Genomic DNA, 17,849 nt, shown 5'->3' with positions numbered 1-17,849 from the left:
CCACCCCCACAGGTGCCCGGGCCTGCGGCACGTCCGGGCGCGCTCTGCGGCGGTGCTGCGTCGCGTGGGGAAGACTGGCGCGCATGCTGCGCGACGAGACCCCGGACGAGGAACGGATCGGCACCCGCGACCTCACTCACTGGGAGACGCGCCTCGGGCGCCTGCTCGCCGACACCGCGCAGAGGTATGCCGCGCGGCTGGGTGCCGTGCAGGCCGCCACCTGGGTGCTCGTGGTCACGGCGGCGGTGGGCCTGGCGATCGTGGCCGGCATCACCTCCGTCGCCGAGGACGTCTACGAGGGGGTCGCGGACCAGAACGGGCTCACCGTGGTCGACCAACCGGTGCTGGACCAGGCCGTCGCCTGGCGCTCACCGGGGGTCGACGACGCCGTCACCGCCTACACCGACCTCGGCGGACCGATCGGGATGCCGATCATCGCCGTCATCGCGGTCGTCCTCATGGTGGTCTTCTGGCGGTCACGAACACCGGTGGTGCTCATGGTGATCGCCGCCGTCGGGTCCCTCGCCATGACGGTGGTCGGCAAGGACTTCGTCGGGCGGGCCCGACCGCCGCGGTCGCTGGCGGTCCCGCCGTTCGAGAGCTCGCCGTCCTTCCCCAGCGGGCACACCCTCAACGCCACGGTGGTCATCGGGGTGGTCGTCTACCTGTTGCTGACCAAGCTGCACCGGGCCTGGGCGCGGGTGGCGGTGCTGGTGGCCGGGGTCGTCGTGGTGCTGACCATGGGGCTGAGCCGGGTGTTCCTCGGCCACCACTGGCTGTCCGACGTGATCATGGGGTGGCTGCTGGGCCTGGCCTGGCTCGGCGTCATCATCACCGCGCACCGGCTCTACCTCACCGTGCGCAGGAACCGGACCGTGACTCAGAGCGAGGCTGCGGGCAGGTCCACCACCCAGTGATCGCCCTCCTCGCGGAAGCCGAGGCGCCGGTAGTAGGGGTCGAGCATGCCCGGGGGAGTCTTGATCTGCCGGAACCCCTTGCCGCGGAACAGGCCGCTGCTGCGGTAGACGAACTCGCCGGGGGAGAAGTCGCGGAACCGCGGGGTCACGTAGTCGAGCTCGACCTGGGCCACGCCCTCGCCGGCGTCACGGACCACGACGACGCCGACCGTCTCGTTGCCGCGCTCGACGAGGTAGGCGCTGCGGCCCGGCCCCAGGCCCTCGGCAGGGTCGAACTGCGGGAAGTACTTGGCGATGTCGGCGGCCTGCACCTTGAGGAAGTGGCGCAGGTAGGCCTCGTCCGGGCCGACCGGGATCACCTCGTAGACGCTGGAGTCACCGCGCTCGCGGACCAGTCGGGTGATCATCCAGATGTTGATCGAGCCGGTGACGAGGTTCATCGCGACCATCGGCCACACGTGCACCAGCGCGTTGAAGACCGTGAGGGTCAGGCTCGCGGTGAGGTTGAGCAGCCGGAAGCGCAGCACGCGTTGCTGGAGCAGCGAGAAGACCAGCAGGGCCGACCCTGCCCAGCCGAGGAGCTGGATGGACCACGAGTTCATGGCGACAGTGTGGCGCAGCGGACGCGGATCGTCCGGAACGCGTCGTAGGGTGCCGAAGGTGAGCACGACGAAGGGACGCGGCGGCGCCAGAGGTGAGGGCGCGGCATACACGACGCGGTTGCTCGCCCCGGACACGTGGGACGACTTCGCCGCACTCGTCGAGGCCAACAACGGCGTGTGGGGTGGGTGCTGGTGCATCGGCTTCCACCCAGACGGGTTCACGGGCAGCCCCGCCGGCAACCGGGACGCCAAGCGCGCCCACGTCGACGCGGGCACGGTGCACCAGGTCCTCGTCTACGCCGGCGACGAGGCCGTCGGGTGGTGCCAGTTCGGCCCGCCCACCGAGGTCGCCCGGATCAAGAACCCCAAGGCGTACGAGAAGGACCTCGACCGGCTGCCGGACTGGCGGATCGGCTGCATCTTCGCCGGCAAGGGGCACCGGGGGCAGGGCGTGGCGCGCGCCGCGGTGCAGGGCGTGTTGGAGCAGATCGCCGAGGCGGGCGGTGGGCTCGTCGAGGCGTACCCGGAACAAGTGGAGGGCCGCAAACCCCAGCGGGGCGCGTACTTCCACACCGGACCGGAGACGCTCTTCGCCGACCTGGGGTTCGAGCGCGACCGGCAGATCGCCAAGTGGCGCTGGGTCATGCGCCGCCAGGTGCCCTAGCCGCCGGCTCTGCCCGCCGACCCCCCGGGACCTGCGAGTCTTCGGAGGAATTTGCACGCTGGAACGTAGGTAATCTTCCGAAGACTCGCCAGCGCGGCGGGGTCGGGGTGTCAGTGGGTGTGGGTGTGGCCGTCGTCGTCCTGCGACTGCTGCTCGGCCACCTGCTTGCGCACGTCGTCCATGTCGAGGGCCTGCACCTGGTCGATGACCTGGGTCAGCGCCTGCGCGGGCAGCGCGCCCGGCTGGGCGAAGACGAGGATGCCGTCCCGGAACGCCATCAGCGTCGGGATCGAGGTGATGTTGGCGGCGGCGGCCAGGGCCTGCTCGGCCTCGGTGTCGACCTTGCCGAAGACGATGTCGGGGTGCTCATCGGACGCGGCCTCGAAGACGGGCCCGAACCGCTTGCACGGCCCGCACCACTCGGCCCAGAAGTCCACGAGGACGGTGCCGCCCTCGAGGACGGTCTTCTCGAAGTTGTCGGCGGTCAGCGCAACGCTCGCCATGTCAGCTCAGCTCCCATCGGACCGCGACGGTCGCGGTCACCGTGTGTTCCCCTGCCTCGACCGACATGTCTGCCGCGCCGGACGCGAACGCCATCCTGGCGAACCTCGGCTGGGGTGCACCCGCCTCAACGTCCGACAGCTCGACAACCTTCCCCAGCTCGCGCCCGGCCAGCGCGGCATACTGCTCCGCCTTGGTGCGGGCGTCCGCGAAGGCTGCCTCCCGCGCGGCCGTCAGCAACGGCTCGGGGTCGGCGACGTCGAGACTGATGCCCTCGATCGTGAGGGCGTTGCCGGCTGCGCCCGCGAACGCCTCGATGAGTGCGCCGACGCGCTCGCGGTCGCGGACCGTCACCGACAGCGACTGGTATGCCGTGTAGCCGGCGACCGCGGTCCCGTCCTTGTCGTAGCGCGGCTGGACACCGGTGCCGGTGGTGCGCAGGTCACGGTCGGCGACGCCGTGGTCGCGTGCCGCCTGGGCCAGGGCGGAGGCCCGCTGCCCGGCGTCGGCGAGGGCGCCGGAGACGTCGTCCGCGTCGCAGCGCACACCGGCTTGGAGGCGCACGACGTCGGGCACACCGGTGGCGCGACCGCGGCCGCTGGTCTCGAGGTGGTCGGTCATGACGGCAGCCTATGGTGGTCCCGATGGGCACCGAACAGATCAGGGCGTACTGGGACGACTTCGCCGCCGAGTACGACAGCTACCCCGACCACGGGCTGCTCGACTCCGACGTGCGGGCCGCGTGGAAGGACCTCGTCCGCACGTGGCTGCCGACGCGCCCCGGCGTCGTCGGCGACCTGGCCTGCGGCACCGGCACGATGAGCGTGCTCATCGCCGAGCTCGACCACCAGGTCAAGGGCGTCGACCTCTCCGGCGAGATGGTCGCGCTGGCGCGGGCCAAGACCGCGCCGTTCGGGGCCGCCGTCACCATCGAGCAGGGTGACGCGGCCGACCCGGGGTGGGAGCCCGGGAGCCTCGACGTCGTCTTCGCCCGGCACATCCTGTGGACCCTGCCCGACCCGCAGACGGCGCTGAAGCGGTGGGCCGACCTGCTGCGGCCGGGCGGTCGCATCGTCCTCATCGAGGGCCGGTGGGGGTTGGAGTCCGCCAAGGACAAGCCCGACCTGCCGTGGAGCGCGGGCGTCCCGTCGGACGAGCTGGCCGCCGCCGTCCGCGACCTCGGCGGCGACCCGACCGTCGTGCAGCTGTCCGACGCCGTCTACTGGGGCAAGGAGATCGAGCACGAGCGCTATCTCCTCGTCGCCGACCTCGCCCGATGAGCGCCCGGTGAGCGCCCGATGAGGGCTCGATGACCGAGAAGCCGGTGCGCCGGCTCGGGTGGGTCTTCGCCGTCCTGGCGCTGCTGACCGCGCCATGGGTGGTGTTCCTCGCGATCCGCCTGCCGAGCGACCGCGCCGCCACGCACTACGACCTCGCGTGGGCGGGCTTCGACCTCGGGCTCGTCGCCGCCCTGGCCGCCACCTCGTATGCCGCGTTGCGGGTCGGTGCGTGGCTGCCGGTCGCCGCCGCCGTCACCGGCACGATGCTCGTCGTCGACGCGTGGTTCGACGTGGTCACCGCGCCGACGCCTGACGAGCGCTGGATCGCGCTCGCCATGGCGGCGCTGGTCGAGCTGCCCCTGGCTGGCGTGTGCCTGTGGCTCGCCGTGACCGGTCAGCACCTGCTGCGCCGAGGCCTGGGCCGGTCCGCCGCGGTCGCCGGCGAGGCCCCGGTTCGGCCTACGCGGCAGTAATGGGAAGAATGCGCCCATGACCGCCGTGCCGTCCGTCTCCAACTCCATCACCGTCCGGCTCACGCTCCCGGCCCGCGCCACCGCGGTCTCCGAGCTCACCGGCGTCATCGAGGAGAACGGTGGCCTGGTCACCGGACTCGACGTCACGGCCTCCGGGCCGGACCGGCTGCGCGTCGACGTCACGGCCGCTGCCCGCGACAGCGTCCACGCCGACGAGCTGGTCGAGGCGATGCGCGGCGTCCACGGCGTGGAGATCGGCAAGGTCTCCGACCGCACCTTCCTCGTGCACCTCGGCGGCAAGCTCAAGATCGAGTCGAAGGTCCCGATCCGCAACCGCGACGACCTCTCGCTCATCTACACGCCCGGCGTGGCGCGCGTGTGCATGGCGATCGCCGAAAACCCTGACGACGCAAGGCGACTCACGATTAAGCGCAACACCGTCGCGGTCGTCACCGACGGCACGGCCGTGCTCGGCCTCGGCAACATCGGCCCGCTCGGCGCGCTCCCGGTCATGGAGGGCAAGGCGGCGCTGTTCAAGCGGTTCGCCGACATCGACGCGTTCCCGATCTGCCTCGACACCCAGGACACCGAAGAGATCATCCGCACGGTCAAGGCCATCGCCCCCGTGTTCGCCGGCATCAACCTCGAGGACATCTCCGCGCCGCGAGCGTTCGAGATCGAGGAGCGGCTGCGCGAGGCACTCGACATCCCCGTCTTCCACGACGACCAGCACGGCACCGCCATCGTCACGCTGGCCGCCCTGCGCAACGCCCTGCGCGTGGTCGGCAAGGAGCTCGAGAACTGCCGTGTCGTCCTGTCCGGTGCCGGCGCGGCCGGCACCGCGATCCTCAAGCTGCTGCTCAAGGCCGGCGCGCGCGACGTGGTGGTCGCCGACGCGCTCGGCGTCGTGCACCCCGACCGCGACGACATCGCCAGCGGCAGCTTCCCGGCGCTCGCGTGGTCGGCCGAGCACTCCAACCCGCGCCGCGTCAGCGGCACCCTCAAGGACGCGGTCAAGGACGCCGACGTCTTCATCGGCGTCTCGGCCCCCAACATCCTCACCGGCGACGACATCGCCACCATGGCGCCGGACTCGATCGTCTTCGCCATGGCCAACCCCGAGCCCGAGGTCGACCCGACCGCAGCCGCCCAGCACGCCGCCGTCGTGGCGACCGGCCGGTCCGACTTCGCCAACCAGATCAACAACGTGCTGGTGTTTCCAGGCGTCTTCCGAGGCCTGCTCGACGCCGCGTCCACCTCGATCGACGAGGACGTCATGCTGGCCGCTGCCAAGGCGCTCGCCGAGGTCGTGCACCCCGACGAGCTCAACGCGGCATACATCATCCCCTCCGTCTTCCACCCGGACGTGTCGAAGGTGGTGGCTGCCGCGGTCAAGGCGGCCGTCCTCGGCACCACGGTCGAGGAGGCCGAGAGCCTGCCGTCGATCGACGCCGAAGACGCACAGTTCATTGGCTGACCGCACCCGTCACCGCGGGTCCGGCGCGACCGGAACGACCCGTCCGCACCGCACCGCTCTCCTGGTCTTCGCGGTCCTCGTCGTCGTGCAGCTGCTCGCGCTCTACTGGCCGCGCGTGACCGTGCAGGGCCCGGTGACCTGGACCGACAAGGTCGTCCACCTCCTGCTGTTCCTCGTGCCCACGGTGAGCGGACTGCTCGCCGGCATCCGGCCGGCATACCTCGTCACCGCCATGGCGGTGCACGCCCCGGTGAGCGAGCTCGTGCAGCACTTCCTGCTGCCGAACCGCTCCGGCGACGCGTGGGACGCAGTGCTCGACCTCACAGGAGTTGCCCTCGCCGTGGGCGTCTTCGTGGTCGGGCGGGCTCGCCGGTGCTGGTAGACTGGACGGGCTCAGTTCGGCGGTGCTGGCAGCGCCAACGGGTGGCGAAGCAGCCACCAGATGTCCCCGATCCCGACTGATGCCCACCGGATGACGACCGTCGATCCGGTCCAGCGGGCCCACAGCGGCCTGAGGCTCGTCTTTCCCGGTTGCCCTCGCCAGGTGGCTCGAGACGTGTCTACTCGAGTCACCTGAAGTGAGTTGAATACCTGTGTCGAAGAACCTGCGCTCCGGCGCGCCCAAGAAGGCGCGTTGGACTGCCTCCCAGAAGGCTGCCGCGAAGAAGGGCCCCAAGAAGGCGCACCGCGGACAGTCGGTTTCCGCCGCCAAGAACGGCCCCGCCACGACCCCCGGCGCCAAGGGCGCCAAGGGGTATGCCGGCAAGGCGCCGCGCGAGGAGCGCTCACCTCGCTGGCGTGACCGCGACGACGCGCGGACCGAGCGTCCCCGCGGCGAGCGTGGCGCCCGCCGCGACGAGCGCCCCACCCGCGGCTACGAGCGCCGCGACGACCGTGGCTACGAGCGTCGCGACAGCCGGTACGACCGTCGTGACGACCGTGGCTACGAGCGTCGCGACAGCCGGTACGACCGTCGTGACGACCGCGGCTACGACCGCCGCGACGACCGCCGGTCCGGTGGTGGCGGGGGCTTCGAGCGCCGCGACCGCCGTGACGACCGCCGTCAGGACCGTCGCTACGAGCGTCGGGACGACCGCTTCGAGCGCCGCGACACCCGCGACGATGCCCGCCAGGAGCACTGGGAGCGCAGCGAGCGCGCCCGCCGCACCGAGCGGGCCGGCCACACCCAGCGACCCGTGCGCCGGTTCGACCGCGAGGAGCGCCGGTTCGAGCGGGGCGAGCGCCCGGCCCGCCGGTTCGACCGCGACGATCGTGCCCCCCGGTTCGAGGAGCAGGTCGACCCCGAGGCGCAGCGTCTCGAGGCCGACACCTGGGTCAAGGCGACCCGCAAGAGCGTCGAGGGCCCGGTGACAGTGTCGGAGGACAACGGCTTCGCCGCCCTCGGCCTGCCCGAGCGCATCGTCGAGCGCCTCGCCCGTGACGGCATCACCGAGCCGTTCCCGATCCAGGCCGCGACCATCCCGGACGCGCTGGCCGGGCGCGACGTGCTCGGCCGCGGCCAGACCGGCTCCGGCAAGACGCTGGCCTTCGGCCTGCCGATGCTGGCCCGCCTCGCCGACGGCACCAAGGCCCAGCCGCGCCACCCGCGCGCGCTCGTCCTCGTGCCGACGCGCGAGCTCGCCATGCAGGTGTCCGACGCGCTCGAGCCGCTCGTGCACGTCCTCGGCCTGCGCCACAAGCTGGTCGCAGGCGGCCTGTCGTACACCACCCAGATCGCCGCGCTCAACCGTGGCGTCGAGGTGCTCATCGCCACGCCTGGCCGGCTCAAGGACCTGCTCGAGCGCGAGGCCGTCGACCTGTCATCGGTCGAGATCGCCGTCCTCGACGAGGCCGACCACATGGCCGACATGGGCTTCATGCCCGAGGTCACCGCGATCCTCGACCGCATGCCGGCCGGGGGTCAGCGGCTGCTGTTCTCGGCCACCCTCGACAAGGGGATCGACGAGCTCGTCGCCCGTTACCTGTCCGACCCGGTGACGCACTCGACCGACGAGGCCAAGGCCTCGGTCACGACGATGGACCACCACATCCTGCTCATCGAGCCGGTGCACAAGAAGGTCATCACCGCCGAGATCGCCAACCGCTCGGGGCGCACCGTCGTCTTCGTGCGCACCAAGCTCGGCGCCGACCGTGTGGCCCAGCAGCTGCGCGACTCCGGTGTCTACGCGGCAGCGCTGCACGGCGGCCTCGGCCAGGGCGCGCGCAACCGCGTGCTCGGGGCCTTCCGCGACGGCAGCCTGCCGGTCCTCGTCGCCACGGACGTCGCAGCCCGCGGTATCCACGTCGACGACGTCTCGGTCGTCCTCCAGGTCGACCCACCGGCCGACCACAAGGACTACCTGCACCGCTCGGGTCGCACCGCCCGCGCCGGTGACAAGGGCACGGTCGTGACCCTGGCCCTGCCGCACCAGCGCAAGACGATGGAGCGCATGGCCCGTGAGGCCGGCGTCGACGCGATGCCGACCAAGGCCGTCCCGGGCGACGCGGTCCTCGCGGCCGCCGGCGCGACCCCGCCGAGCGGCATACCCGTCCCGGAGGAGAAGTTCCGTCGCCTCCTCGAGGGCGACAAGCGTCCGCGTCGCGGCGGTCCGCGGGCCGGTGGCCCCGGCCGGCGCGGTCGCGACGGTCGTGACGGCGCCCGCCAGGGCGGCCCGCGCGGCCGGGCTCCGCGGTCCGCGCGAGCCTGACCTCACCCGTTCAGCCACAGCCCCGGTCGTCACCCGACCGGGGCTGCGGCCTTGCAGGCACAATGGAATCGTGGAGTCGATGGATCTTTCCGGCAGCCTGCTCGTCGCCACGCCGCAGATCACTGAGGGCGTGTTCGCGCGCAGTGTCGTGATGCTTCTCCACCACGATGCCGAGGGCGCTCAGGGGGTCGTGCTCAACCGGCCGCTCGGCGCTCGCGTCGACGCGGTGCTGCCCGACTGGCAGCCCCACGTGACGTCACCGTCGGTGCTCTTCGAGGGCGGGCCGGTCGGGCTCGACAGCGCCCTCGGCATCGTCACCGTGCCCGGCGAAGCCGAGCCGATGGGCGTCAAGCGCCTGTTCGGCGGCGTCGCCCTCGTCGACCTCGACACCCCGCCCGAGCTGGTCATCCCCGAGGTCGCGGGCCTGCGGATCTTCGCCGGGTATGCCGGGTGGTCGCCCGGGCAGCTCGAGGATGAGGTGCGCACGGGGTCGTGGTACGTCGTGGAGTCCGAGAGCCGTGACGCCTTCGACGACGATCCCGAGACCATGTGGGTGCGGGTGCTGCGTCGCCAGCGCGACCACCTCGCGTTCGTGTCGACGTTCCCGCCCGACCCCGAGATGAACTGAGCGGCTCGGCGGCCACTTCGTGATGCCCACCCCCGCCGGCGACGGCACCGACCGCTGGCTCGCGCTGCAACCCCCTGTCTGGGTGCCCTTCGTGTGGTGGGCGTCCCTCGTGGCGACGATCGTCGCCAGCATGGTCGGCGACCCCGGTGGCGCCTGCACGGTCGCCGAGCCGTGCGAGCCGGACCTGCTCTTCCCGCTCGTGGTGGCGCTCGCCGGGTTCTCCGCGGTCGCGCTCTGGTGGCTGCCGGTGTCCGCGCTGCTGGCCGGGGCGGCCTTCGGCCTGGTCAGTGCCTACGGTGACCCGAGCATCCCCGGCCGGTATGCCGGTGCGCTGGCCGCGTTGGTCGCCCTGGGCCTGGCGGGGTTCCTCACCTCGCTCCGCTCGCGGCAGGCGGCGGTCGCAGTGGAGGCATTTCCCACCGGTGCCGCGCAGGTGCCCCACCGTCAGGCGACTCGGCCACCAGCCGGTGGCGGTAGCTGGTGGGGATTGGTGCCCCGGGTGATGGGTGCCGTCGGGCTCCTGGTGGTGGTGCTGTCGGCCGCGCTGTACCTGCGGGGAACCGCCGCCGAGCAAGAGCACCTGGACCGGGCGTACCGCACCGTCGGCGTGGTCGAGACCGGCACCGACGACGACTACCGGCAGGTGGTGCGCATCCAGGACGGGCCGCTGGCCGGCAGGCAGGTGCGTGTCACCACCGAGGAGGACCTCGACCGGGGCACCCGGTGGCCGGTGCTCGTCGACCCGCAGGACAAGGACTGGGCGCGGCTCGTGGGCAACCCGGCCGACCTCACGTACTGGTTCGGGTGGGGCCTGCTCGGGCTCCTCGTGCTCGGCTGGGCAGTGGGTCGGGAGGTCAGGAGGCTGGCGGTCTCACCCCGGCGGGTCGCCCGGGTCGGGTCCGCCACCGGGGTGCTGCTCGTGGCGCACCGCAGCGGCGGCGACATCGTCCTCGCCCAGGAACGACCCTCCCGACCGCTGGCACGGGTGCCGGTGGGTGACGCGGCCCCTCACCGTCGGCGCCCGGCCGGACCCGGCGTGGTCCACGGGCGGCTGGCCCACGGGTCCTGGGTCGCGGTGGCGACCGAGGACGGCTTCCTGCGAGTCGTCGGGCCGGTGATGGGCTGGTCTGGCTGGGCCGTGCCCGGCGCGCACAGTGGAGCCGGCCGGCTGGTGGACCGGGTGGCCGCGAGGGGCCGCCGTCCGTGGCAGCGCGCGCGAGAGGTCGGGGTCGTCCTTGTGGCCATCGGGGGTCTCGTCCTAGGCGGCGGGCTGGCGTGGTGGGGCCTCAGTGAGACCGGCCCCAGCTGGCAGGCGGCCCAAGGGCGTGGTGAGCCCGGCACGGTCGTCGTCCTGTCGCAGAGCTGTGGCAGGGGCGGGTGCGACCACTACGGCGACTGGACCAGCGACGACGGCAGACGCCGGCTGACGGACGTGAACATCGTCGGTGGGGGCGGCGACGTCGGGACGCGGTTGCGCGCCTACGCCGAGAGCGACGACCCATCCGCCGACGCGGTGTTCGCACCCGGCTGGAGCGGCCTGGTCGGGTCGCTGTTCACGGTGGCCATGGGGCTGGGCATCGGCGGCTGGGGCGCCGGGCAGCTGGCCGCGCCCTGGTTCCTCAGGCGCCAGCGACCCGGCCGGCACGCGTCCGACAGGTGAGCACTCGGCATACCGGCCGTCGAGGGGTCACGGCGCGCTGAAGGCGCCCCGACTCGTTCAGCGCGCCGTGACCCCTCGACTGGCGCCGACGCCGAGGTGAGGCGGTCGCGGTGGTGGGCACGCGGCATACACTCGGGGGATGAGCGAGCCCCAGATCCCGCTGGACGACCCGCTGGCCCCTTCGGCCGAGCCGCAGCGCCAGACCAGCACCGCCGTGCTCGAGCGCGAGCAGGTCGAGGAGCAGGTGCAGGAGCCGGGCGACCACGAGCGGTTCTCGCACTACGTGCGCAAGGAGAAGATCCTCGAGAGCGCGCTGTCCGGCGAACCCGTCGTGGCGCTGTGCGGCAAGGTCTGGGTGCCGGGGCGCGACCCGAAGAAGTTCCCGGTCTGCCCTACCTGCAAGGAGATCTACGAAGGGCTGCGGGCGCCGCAGGATGGCGAGGAGTAGGTCGGCCGCCACGCTGGCGCGATGCTGACCAACCCAACCCTTTCCGGAGGACTTCTTTACCGCGAGTAGAGGAACCGCAGTCGCGTTCCTGCAGGTCAGCGACCTAGCGTTGCGCGGGTGCCACGGTCGACCCCGACCGTAGGCCCTCGCGAAAGGATGCTCATGAAGCTTCGTCCCCGACTCGCCCTGTCGGCCCTGGCCCTGACCGGCCTCGCCCTGGCCCTCGGCAGCTCGACGGCCCAGGCCCAGCCCCTCGCGGCCGCCACCGGCGCTGCTGCGACGTGCGTCACCAACGACGACGCCACCAATGCCGCCCGTGCGGCCAAGGGTGGCAACCGCACCGACCCGCACCAGTTCACCGACGCCCAGACCAAGGCGATGGAGGCCGCGTTCGCCAAGGCGGCCAAGGCCAAGGGCCTGAGCCAGGACTCGCAGGGTCGCCTCGTCACCAAGGACGGTCGCCTCGCCAAGCGGACGGTGGCCACGTCGATCCCCGTCTACTGGCACGTCATCACCAACGGCACTGCGGGCAAGCTCACGACCACCCAGATCAACAGCCAGCTGAGCGTGCTCAACAACGCCTACGCGTCGGCGGGCTTCTCGTTCACCCTGGCCGGCACCGAGACCACCACGAACAGCGACTGGTTCAGCATCGCGATGCCGCAGAACGGCAGCGAGCCGAGTGACGCCAAGGCGATGAAGACGGCACTGCACAAGGGCAGCACCAACGTGCTCAACATGTACTCGACGACGTTCAGCGATGGCACCCTCGGCTACGCACAGTTCCCGGGCGGGAACCTCACCCTCGATGGTGTGGTCCTCGACTACCGCACGCTGCCGGGTGGCTCGCTGTCGCCCTACAACCAGGGCGACACCGGCACGCACGAGGTCGGCCACTGGATGGGGCTGTACCACACGTTCCAGGGCGGCTGCGCTGCTCCCGGTGACTACGTGTCCGACACCCCGGCCGAGGCATCCCCGGCGTTTGGCTGCCCGACCGGTCGCGACACCTGCACCGCCACTGGCTTGGACCCGATCAAGAACTTCATGGACTACACCGACGACTCGTGCATGAACACCTTCAGCGCGGGCCAGATCACCCGCATGCAGAACCAGTGGGCGACCTATCGCGGCTGACCTGCGCGTGAGCTGCGCGGCTGACCTGCGCGTGGCCTGCGCGGCAACGGCGTGACCCGAACCGGTCGCGTCCTAGCACACCACCGAGGCCCCGGCTCGCAGGCCGGGGCCTCGGCATGTCATTGCGGCGCAACGGTTATCGTGGCTCGCCTATGAGTACGTCGGCCGCCGAGCACCTGTCACCAGCGTTCCCGGAGCGGGCGGCCTGGGGGACGGCGTCGAAGCTGCGCGCCTGGCAACAGGCCGCGCTCACGGCATACCTGCGGGCGACCCCGCGCGACTTCCTCGCGGTCGCGACGCCGGGAGCCGGCAAGACGACGTACGCGCTGCGGCTCGCCACCGAGCTCCTCGGTCGCGGCACCATCTCGGCGGTCACCATCGTCGCGCCCACCGAGCACCTCAAGGTGCAGTGGGCGGAGGCGGCGGCGCGGGTCGGCATCCACATCGACCCGAAGTTCTCCAACTCCTCGGCCGTCCACTCCAGCGAGTACGACGGCGTCGCGCTGACGTATGCCCAGGTCGCGAGCCGGCCGGCTCTGCACCGCACGCGCACGGAGGCTGCGCCGACGCTGGTGATCCTCGACGAGATCCACCACGGCGGCGACAACAAGTCGTGGGGTGACGCCATCCGTGAGGCGTTCGAGCCGGCGGTGCGTCGGCTCGCGCTCACGGGCACGCCCTTTCGGTCCGACACCTCGCCGATCCCGTTCGTCACCTACGCCGAGGGCGTCGACGGCATCCGTCGGTCGGCCGCCGACTACACCTACGGGTATGCCGAGGCGTTGCGCGACGGGGTCGTGCGGCCGGTGCTGTTCATGGCCTATGGCGGGGCGATGCGGTGGCGGACGCGCGCGGGCGACGAGGTGGCGGCGCGGCTGGGGGAGCCGCTGACCAAGGACGCGACCGCCCAGGCGTGGCGAACGGCCTTGGACCCCAAGGGAGAATGGATCCCCGCGGTGCTCGCCGCGGCGGACAAGCGGCTGACCGAGGTGCGGCGAGGAGTGCCCGACGCGGGGGGCCTGGTCATCGCGTCCAACCAGACGGCCGCGCGCGCCTACGCCCGGATCCTCGAGTCGATCACGGGGGAGAAGCCGACGCTGGTGCTGTCGGACGACGCCGGCTCGTCGGCGCGGATCGAGGAGTATGCCGCGTCGCAGTCGCGCTGGATGGTCGCCGTGCGCATGGTGTCCGAGGGCGTGGACGTGCCGCGGCTGTGCGTCGGGGTCTATGCGACCTCGACGTCGACGCCGCTGTTCTTCGCCCAGGCGGTGGGGCGGTTCGTGCGGGCGCGGCGGCGTGGGGAGACGGCGTCGGTGTTCCTGCCGTCCGTGCCCGTCATCCTGGAGCACGCCGCCCGGCTGGAGGAGGAGCGCGACCACGCCCTCGACCGGGTGACGGCGGCCGACACCGAGGCGTCGATGTGGGCCGAGGAGGACGCGCTGGTCGCGGCGGCCAACCGCACCGCCAGCACGCCGGACATCGACCAGCCGGCGTTCGAGGCGTTGGAGTCCGATGCCGAGTTCGACCACGTGCTCTTCGACGCCAAGCAGTTCGGGCTCGGCGCGGCGGTTGGGTCGGAGGACGAGCAGGAGTACCTCGGACTGCCCGGGCTGCTCGAGCCCGACCAGGTGGCAATGCTGCTGCACGAGCGGCAGACCGCCCAGAGCAGCCGGCGGCCGAAGGCGGCTGCCGCGCCCGTGTCGGCGCACCGCGCGCTGGCCGCGCAGCGCAAGGAGCTCAACAAGCTCGTCGCGGCCTACGCCCGCAAGCAGTCCGTGCCCCACGGCGTCGTGCACAACGACCTGCGGCGGGCATGCGGCGGGCCGGCCCTGGACGCGGCCACCTCAGACCAGGTGGCCGCTCGCATCGACAAGATCCGCAACTGGCTCGTCGGCCGCCGCTGACTCTCGGGCGCCCTGCATTGTGAGCCCCCTATGGGGCGCTCAGGTTGCGGTGACGAGAGGGAGGGTGCGCAACGGGATGCGGGTGGCCAGCGAGATCGCGGTGCTGGCGCGCACCACGTGGGTGTCGTCGACGACAGCGTCGATGACGCGCTGGAGGTCGGCGTTGTCGCGGGCGACGACGTGGACGAACAGGTCGCCCGAGCCGGTGATGGTGTGCGCCTCGAGCACCTCGGGGATGGCCGAGAGGTGCTCGACGACCGGCGTGTGCCCACGTCCCTGGCGGATCTCGAGGGTGCAGAAGGCCGACACCGGGTAGCCCATCGCGGCCGGGTCGAGCTGCGGCGCCCACGACCGGATCACCCCGCGCGACACGAGCCGGTCGAGCCGCGCCTGCACGGTGCCGCGCGCCACGGCCAGCTCGCGCGAGGCGCCGAGCACCCCGATCTGCGGCTGCTCGGTGAACAGCGCGAGGATCCGGCGGTCCAGGTCGTCGAGGGTGTCGTGCACAGGCATGGGCATATTGTCCACTCAAGCGGCACTCTAGGCGACCATTGTGCACAGTCTGTGCAGCGCGGCGGCATACTGTTGCACACCCACACGCCCACCCGGCACGCTGCGCACCATGACCGACACCCTGGACCTGACCCCGCAGGAGCGCGAGGCCGACCTCGACATCGAGCAGCTCAAGCAGCTCGTCGGCCTCGTGGAGTACGACGAGACCAAGGACCCGTTCCCCGTGACCGGGTGGGACGCGATCGTCTTCGTCGTCGGCAACGCCACGCAGGCCGCGCACTACTACCAGTCGGCGTGGGGCATGGAGCTCGTCGCCTACTCCGGCCCGGAGAACGGCCAGCGCGACCACAAGTCATTCGTCCTGAAGTCGGGCTCGATCCGGTTCGTCCTCAACGGCGCCGTGAGCCCCGACAGCCCGCTCATCGAGCACCACGCGAAGCATGGCGACGGCGTCGTCGACATCTCGCTCGAGGTGCCGGACGTCGACAAGTGCGTCGCCCAGGCCAAGGCCGCCGGCGCGCGCGTGGTCCGCGAGCCCGAGAACCTCACTGACGAGTTCGGCACCGTCCGCATGGCCTCGATCGGCACCTACGGCGAGACCGTGCACACCTTGGTCCAGCGGGTCGTCGACGGCCAGACGTATGCCGGCCCGTACCTTCCCGGGTACGTCGCCAAGTCCTCCACCTACGAGAAGCGCGAGGGTGCACCGAAGCGTCTCTTCCAGGCGCTCGACCACATCGTCGGCAACGTCGAGCTCGGCAAGATGGACGAGTGGGTCGCGTTCTACAACCGCGTCATGGGCTTCGTGAACATGGCCGAGTTCATCGGCGACGACATCGCCACCGACTACTCCGCGCTCATGTCCAAGGTCGTCGCCAACGGCAACCACCGCGTGAAGTTCCCGCTCAACGAGCCGGCCATCGCCAAGAAGAAGTCGCAGATCGACGAGTACCTCGAGTTCTACAACGGCCCGGGCGCCCAGCACCTTGCGCTCGCCACGGGCGACATCCTGCGGACCGTGGACGAGCTGCGCGCCAACGGAATCGAGTTCCTCGACACCCCGGACTCCTACTACGAGGACCCCGAGCTGCGCGCCCGCATCGGCGAGGTGCGCGTGCCGATCGAGGAGCTCCAGTCGCGCAAGATCCTCGTGGACCGCGACGAGGACGGCTACCTGCTCCAGATCTTCACCAAGCCGCTCGGCGACCGTCCCACGGTGTTCTTCGAGATCATCGAGCGGCACGGGTCGCTCGGCTTCGGCAAGGGCAACTTCAAGGCCCTGTTCGAGGCGATCGAGCGCGAGCAGGACGCGCGCGGAAACCTCTGAGTTTTCCGAAAACCACAGGGTCGCAAGGCTTTTCGCGCCACCTGAACGACAAGCAGAGGCGTATGCCGCGTGGGTGACCACGCGGCATACCCGCCTTGTGCGTGTGGTTGCGGTCAGCCCTGGCGGGCGAGCCGCGCGTTGCGGCGACCGTAGACGAAGTAGACGAGGAACCCCAGCAGCATCCAGACGGCGAAGCGCCACCACGTCTCGAGCGACAGGTTCGTCATGAGGTAGAGGCACGCCAGGGCCGACAGGATCGGGATGACGGGGGAGAGCGGCACGCGGAAGGGGCGCTTCATGTCCGGCTTGGTGCGGCGCAGGATCGGCACCGCGATCGAGACCACGACGAAGGCGAAGAGCGTGCCTATGCTGACCAGGTTGGCGAGCTCGTCGAGGGGCACCAGGGCGGCCAGCACCATGACGAAAAGCGCTGTGCCGGTGGTGATCCGGTACGGCGTGCCCCACTTCGGGTGGACCTTCGCGACCGCCGGCGGGAGCAGCCGGTCGCGGCCCATGGAGAAGCCGATGCGGCCCATGGCGACGATGTCGACGAGGATCACCGAGGTCAGTCCTGCGACGGCGGCGACCGAGATGAGGTTGGCGGCCCAGTGCGCGCCGACCGACTCGAACGCGCTCGCGATCGGTGCGCCCACGTTGATCTGGCGGTAGTCGACCATGCCAGTGAGGACGAGCGAGACGCCGACGTACAGCACGGTGCAGATGCCGAGGGTGCCGAGCAGGCCGAGCGGCAGGTCGCGGCTGGGCTTGCGGGTCTCCTCGCCGAGGTTCGCGACCGCCTCGAAACCGGTGTAGGAGAAGAACACCACGGCCGCGGCGGTGAGGACGCCGGCCATGCCGAACGCGGACGGTTCGATGCCGAACAGCGCCTGGCTGAGGGGTTGGCTGAGCCCTGACTCGGATTTGGCGGGCTGGGACGGCGGGATGAACGGCGTGAGGTTGGCGGACTTGACGAAGGTAGCGCCGAGGACGATGACGAACGCGCAGATGGCGACCTTGATGACGACCAGGGTGTTCGTCACGCGGGCGCTCTCGCGGATGCCGATGACGGCGACGATGCCGAGGACGAGCACGATGGCGACCGCGCCGACATTGACCGGCGCTGCCTCGCCGAAGAGCGTCTTCGGCAGGTCGAACAGCTCCTGGAGGTAGCCCGACCAGCCACGCGCGACCACCGCCGCTCCGAGCGCGAACTCGAGGATGAGGTCCCAGCCGATGATCCAGGCGAAGATCTCACCGATCGTGGCGTAGGCATAGGTGTAGGCGCTGCCGGCCGTCGGCACGGCCGAGGCGAGCTCGGCATAGCAGAGTGCCGCGAGCAGGCTGACGACACCGGCGATGGCGAACGACAGCACCACTCCGGGGCCTGCGTGGCCCTTGGCCTCGATGCCGGTGAGGGTGAAGATGCCGGTGCCGATGACGATCCCGATGCCGAAGCCCATGAGGTCCTTGGCTCCGAGACGGCGGCTGAGGTGGCGGCCATCGCCCTCACTGCCGGCATCACCCTGCTGGGCGAGGACGTCCTCGACGGGTTTGGTCCGCAGGACGGAGTCGTTGCTGCTCATGGCAAATCACCCTACGAGCGGGCGACC

At 71.3% G+C, this 17,849-nt stretch carries 18 protein-coding genes; 13 read left to right on the top strand and 5 right to left on the bottom strand.

All coding sequences use genetic code 11. The features are described 5' to 3' along the window. The first annotated feature begins 83 nt into the window (after positions 1–83). Positions 84–917, top strand: a complete 834-nt coding sequence (locus HJG52_RS09275) for a phosphatase PAP2 family protein (RefSeq protein ID WP_171243330.1) — start codon at positions 84–86, stop codon at positions 915–917. On the opposite strand, the gene HJG52_RS09270 is transcribed toward HJG52_RS09275, so the two are convergent. Continuing rightward, a complete protein-coding gene (locus HJG52_RS09270; RefSeq protein ID WP_240977770.1) occupies positions 881–1,519 on the bottom strand; it encodes a hypothetical protein in 639 nt (212 codons plus the stop codon). The genes HJG52_RS09275 and HJG52_RS09270 overlap by 37 nt on opposite strands. Before the next feature lie 58 nt (positions 1,520–1,577). Here HJG52_RS09270 and HJG52_RS09265 point away from each other — a divergent pair, with 58 nt between their 5' ends. Next, the gene (locus tag HJG52_RS09265) at positions 1,578–2,183 is read left to right on the top strand and encodes a GNAT family N-acetyltransferase (RefSeq protein WP_346767656.1); all 606 of its coding nucleotides are present in this window, start codon (positions 1,578–1,580) and stop codon (positions 2,181–2,183) included. Positions 2,184–2,293: 110 nt separating this feature from the next. On the opposite strand, the gene trxA is transcribed toward HJG52_RS09265, so the two are convergent. Both trxA and HJG52_RS09255 read right to left on the bottom strand, forming a co-directional pair. Continuing rightward, a complete protein-coding gene (trxA, locus tag HJG52_RS09260; protein ID WP_171243327.1) occupies positions 2,294–2,686 on the bottom strand; it encodes a thioredoxin in 393 nt (130 codons plus the stop codon). Position 2,687: 1 nt separating this feature from the next. Continuing rightward, positions 2,688–3,305, bottom strand: a complete 618-nt coding sequence (locus tag HJG52_RS09255) for an SIMPL domain-containing protein (protein ID WP_171243326.1) — start codon at positions 3,303–3,305, stop codon at positions 2,688–2,690. A 23-nt stretch (positions 3,306–3,328) separates the two neighbouring features. Between HJG52_RS09255 and HJG52_RS09250 the strand changes: the two genes are divergently transcribed. The 10 genes from HJG52_RS09250 to HJG52_RS09205 all read left to right on the top strand — a co-directional run bounded on the left by HJG52_RS09250 (position 3,329) and on the right by HJG52_RS09205 (position 14,399). Then, on the top strand, positions 3,329–3,964 hold the full coding sequence (locus HJG52_RS09250) for a class I SAM-dependent methyltransferase (RefSeq protein ID WP_171243325.1): 636 nt from the start codon (positions 3,329–3,331) through the stop codon (positions 3,962–3,964). Between the two features lie 29 nt (positions 3,965–3,993). Beyond that, positions 3,994–4,437, top strand: a complete 444-nt coding sequence (locus HJG52_RS09245) for a hypothetical protein (protein ID WP_171243324.1) — start codon at positions 3,994–3,996, stop codon at positions 4,435–4,437. Between the two features lie 16 nt (positions 4,438–4,453). Further along, on the top strand, positions 4,454–5,914 hold the full coding sequence (locus HJG52_RS09240) for an NAD-dependent malic enzyme (RefSeq protein WP_171243323.1): 1,461 nt from the start codon (positions 4,454–4,456) through the stop codon (positions 5,912–5,914). Next, positions 5,907–6,296: a VanZ family protein gene (locus tag HJG52_RS09235; protein ID WP_240977768.1), complete on the top strand. Its 390-nt coding sequence runs from the start codon at positions 5,907–5,909 to the stop codon at positions 6,294–6,296. Before HJG52_RS09240 ends, HJG52_RS09235 begins: the two co-directional genes overlap by 8 nt. A 211-nt stretch (positions 6,297–6,507) precedes the next feature. Next, on the top strand, positions 6,508–8,622 hold the full coding sequence (locus tag HJG52_RS09230; protein WP_171243322.1) for a DEAD/DEAH box helicase: 2,115 nt from the start codon (positions 6,508–6,510) through the stop codon (positions 8,620–8,622). 79 nt (positions 8,623–8,701) lie between these two features. Continuing rightward, complete coding sequence (locus tag HJG52_RS09225; protein WP_171244077.1) at positions 8,702–9,250, top strand: YqgE/AlgH family protein; 549 nt, start codon at positions 8,702–8,704, stop codon at positions 9,248–9,250. 19 nt (positions 9,251–9,269) lie between these two features. After that, entirely contained in the window at positions 9,270–10,910 is a 1,641-nt protein-coding gene (locus tag HJG52_RS09220; protein WP_171243321.1) for a hypothetical protein, read from the top strand. Positions 10,911–11,049: 139 nt separating this feature from the next. Beyond that, the gene (locus tag HJG52_RS09215; RefSeq protein ID WP_171243320.1) at positions 11,050–11,358 is read left to right on the top strand and encodes a DUF3039 domain-containing protein; all 309 of its coding nucleotides are present in this window, start codon (positions 11,050–11,052) and stop codon (positions 11,356–11,358) included. A gap of 162 nt (positions 11,359–11,520) precedes the next feature. Beyond that, positions 11,521–12,495, top strand: a complete 975-nt coding sequence (locus HJG52_RS09210; RefSeq protein ID WP_171243319.1) for a zinc metalloprotease — start codon at positions 11,521–11,523, stop codon at positions 12,493–12,495. Between the two features lie 152 nt (positions 12,496–12,647). After that, on the top strand, positions 12,648–14,399 hold the full coding sequence (locus tag HJG52_RS09205) for a DEAD/DEAH box helicase (protein ID WP_171243318.1): 1,752 nt from the start codon (positions 12,648–12,650) through the stop codon (positions 14,397–14,399). A 39-nt stretch (positions 14,400–14,438) separates the two neighbouring features. On the opposite strand, the gene HJG52_RS09200 is transcribed toward HJG52_RS09205, so the two are convergent. Continuing rightward, a complete protein-coding gene (locus HJG52_RS09200; RefSeq protein ID WP_171243317.1) occupies positions 14,439–14,912 on the bottom strand; it encodes an Lrp/AsnC family transcriptional regulator in 474 nt (157 codons plus the stop codon). Between the two features lie 109 nt (positions 14,913–15,021). Here HJG52_RS09200 and hppD point away from each other — a divergent pair, with 109 nt between their 5' ends. Next, positions 15,022–16,239: a 4-hydroxyphenylpyruvate dioxygenase gene (gene hppD / locus HJG52_RS09195; RefSeq protein WP_171243316.1), complete on the top strand. Its 1,218-nt coding sequence runs from the start codon at positions 15,022–15,024 to the stop codon at positions 16,237–16,239. A gap of 113 nt (positions 16,240–16,352) precedes the next feature. Here hppD and HJG52_RS09190 read toward each other — a convergent pair whose 3' ends face one another. After that, positions 16,353–17,822, bottom strand: coding sequence for an amino acid permease (locus tag HJG52_RS09190; RefSeq protein WP_171243315.1), 1,470 nt, complete (start codon positions 17,820–17,822; stop codon positions 16,353–16,355). Between the last annotated feature and the right edge of the window lie 27 nt (positions 17,823–17,849).

This window comes from Knoellia koreensis (assembly GCF_013041615.1).
Classification (GTDB): domain Bacteria; phylum Actinomycetota; class Actinomycetes; order Actinomycetales; family Dermatophilaceae; genus Pedococcus; species Pedococcus koreensis.
Note: the sequence above shows the minus strand (reverse complement) of the source record. Positions and strands in the feature narration are given on the sequence as shown.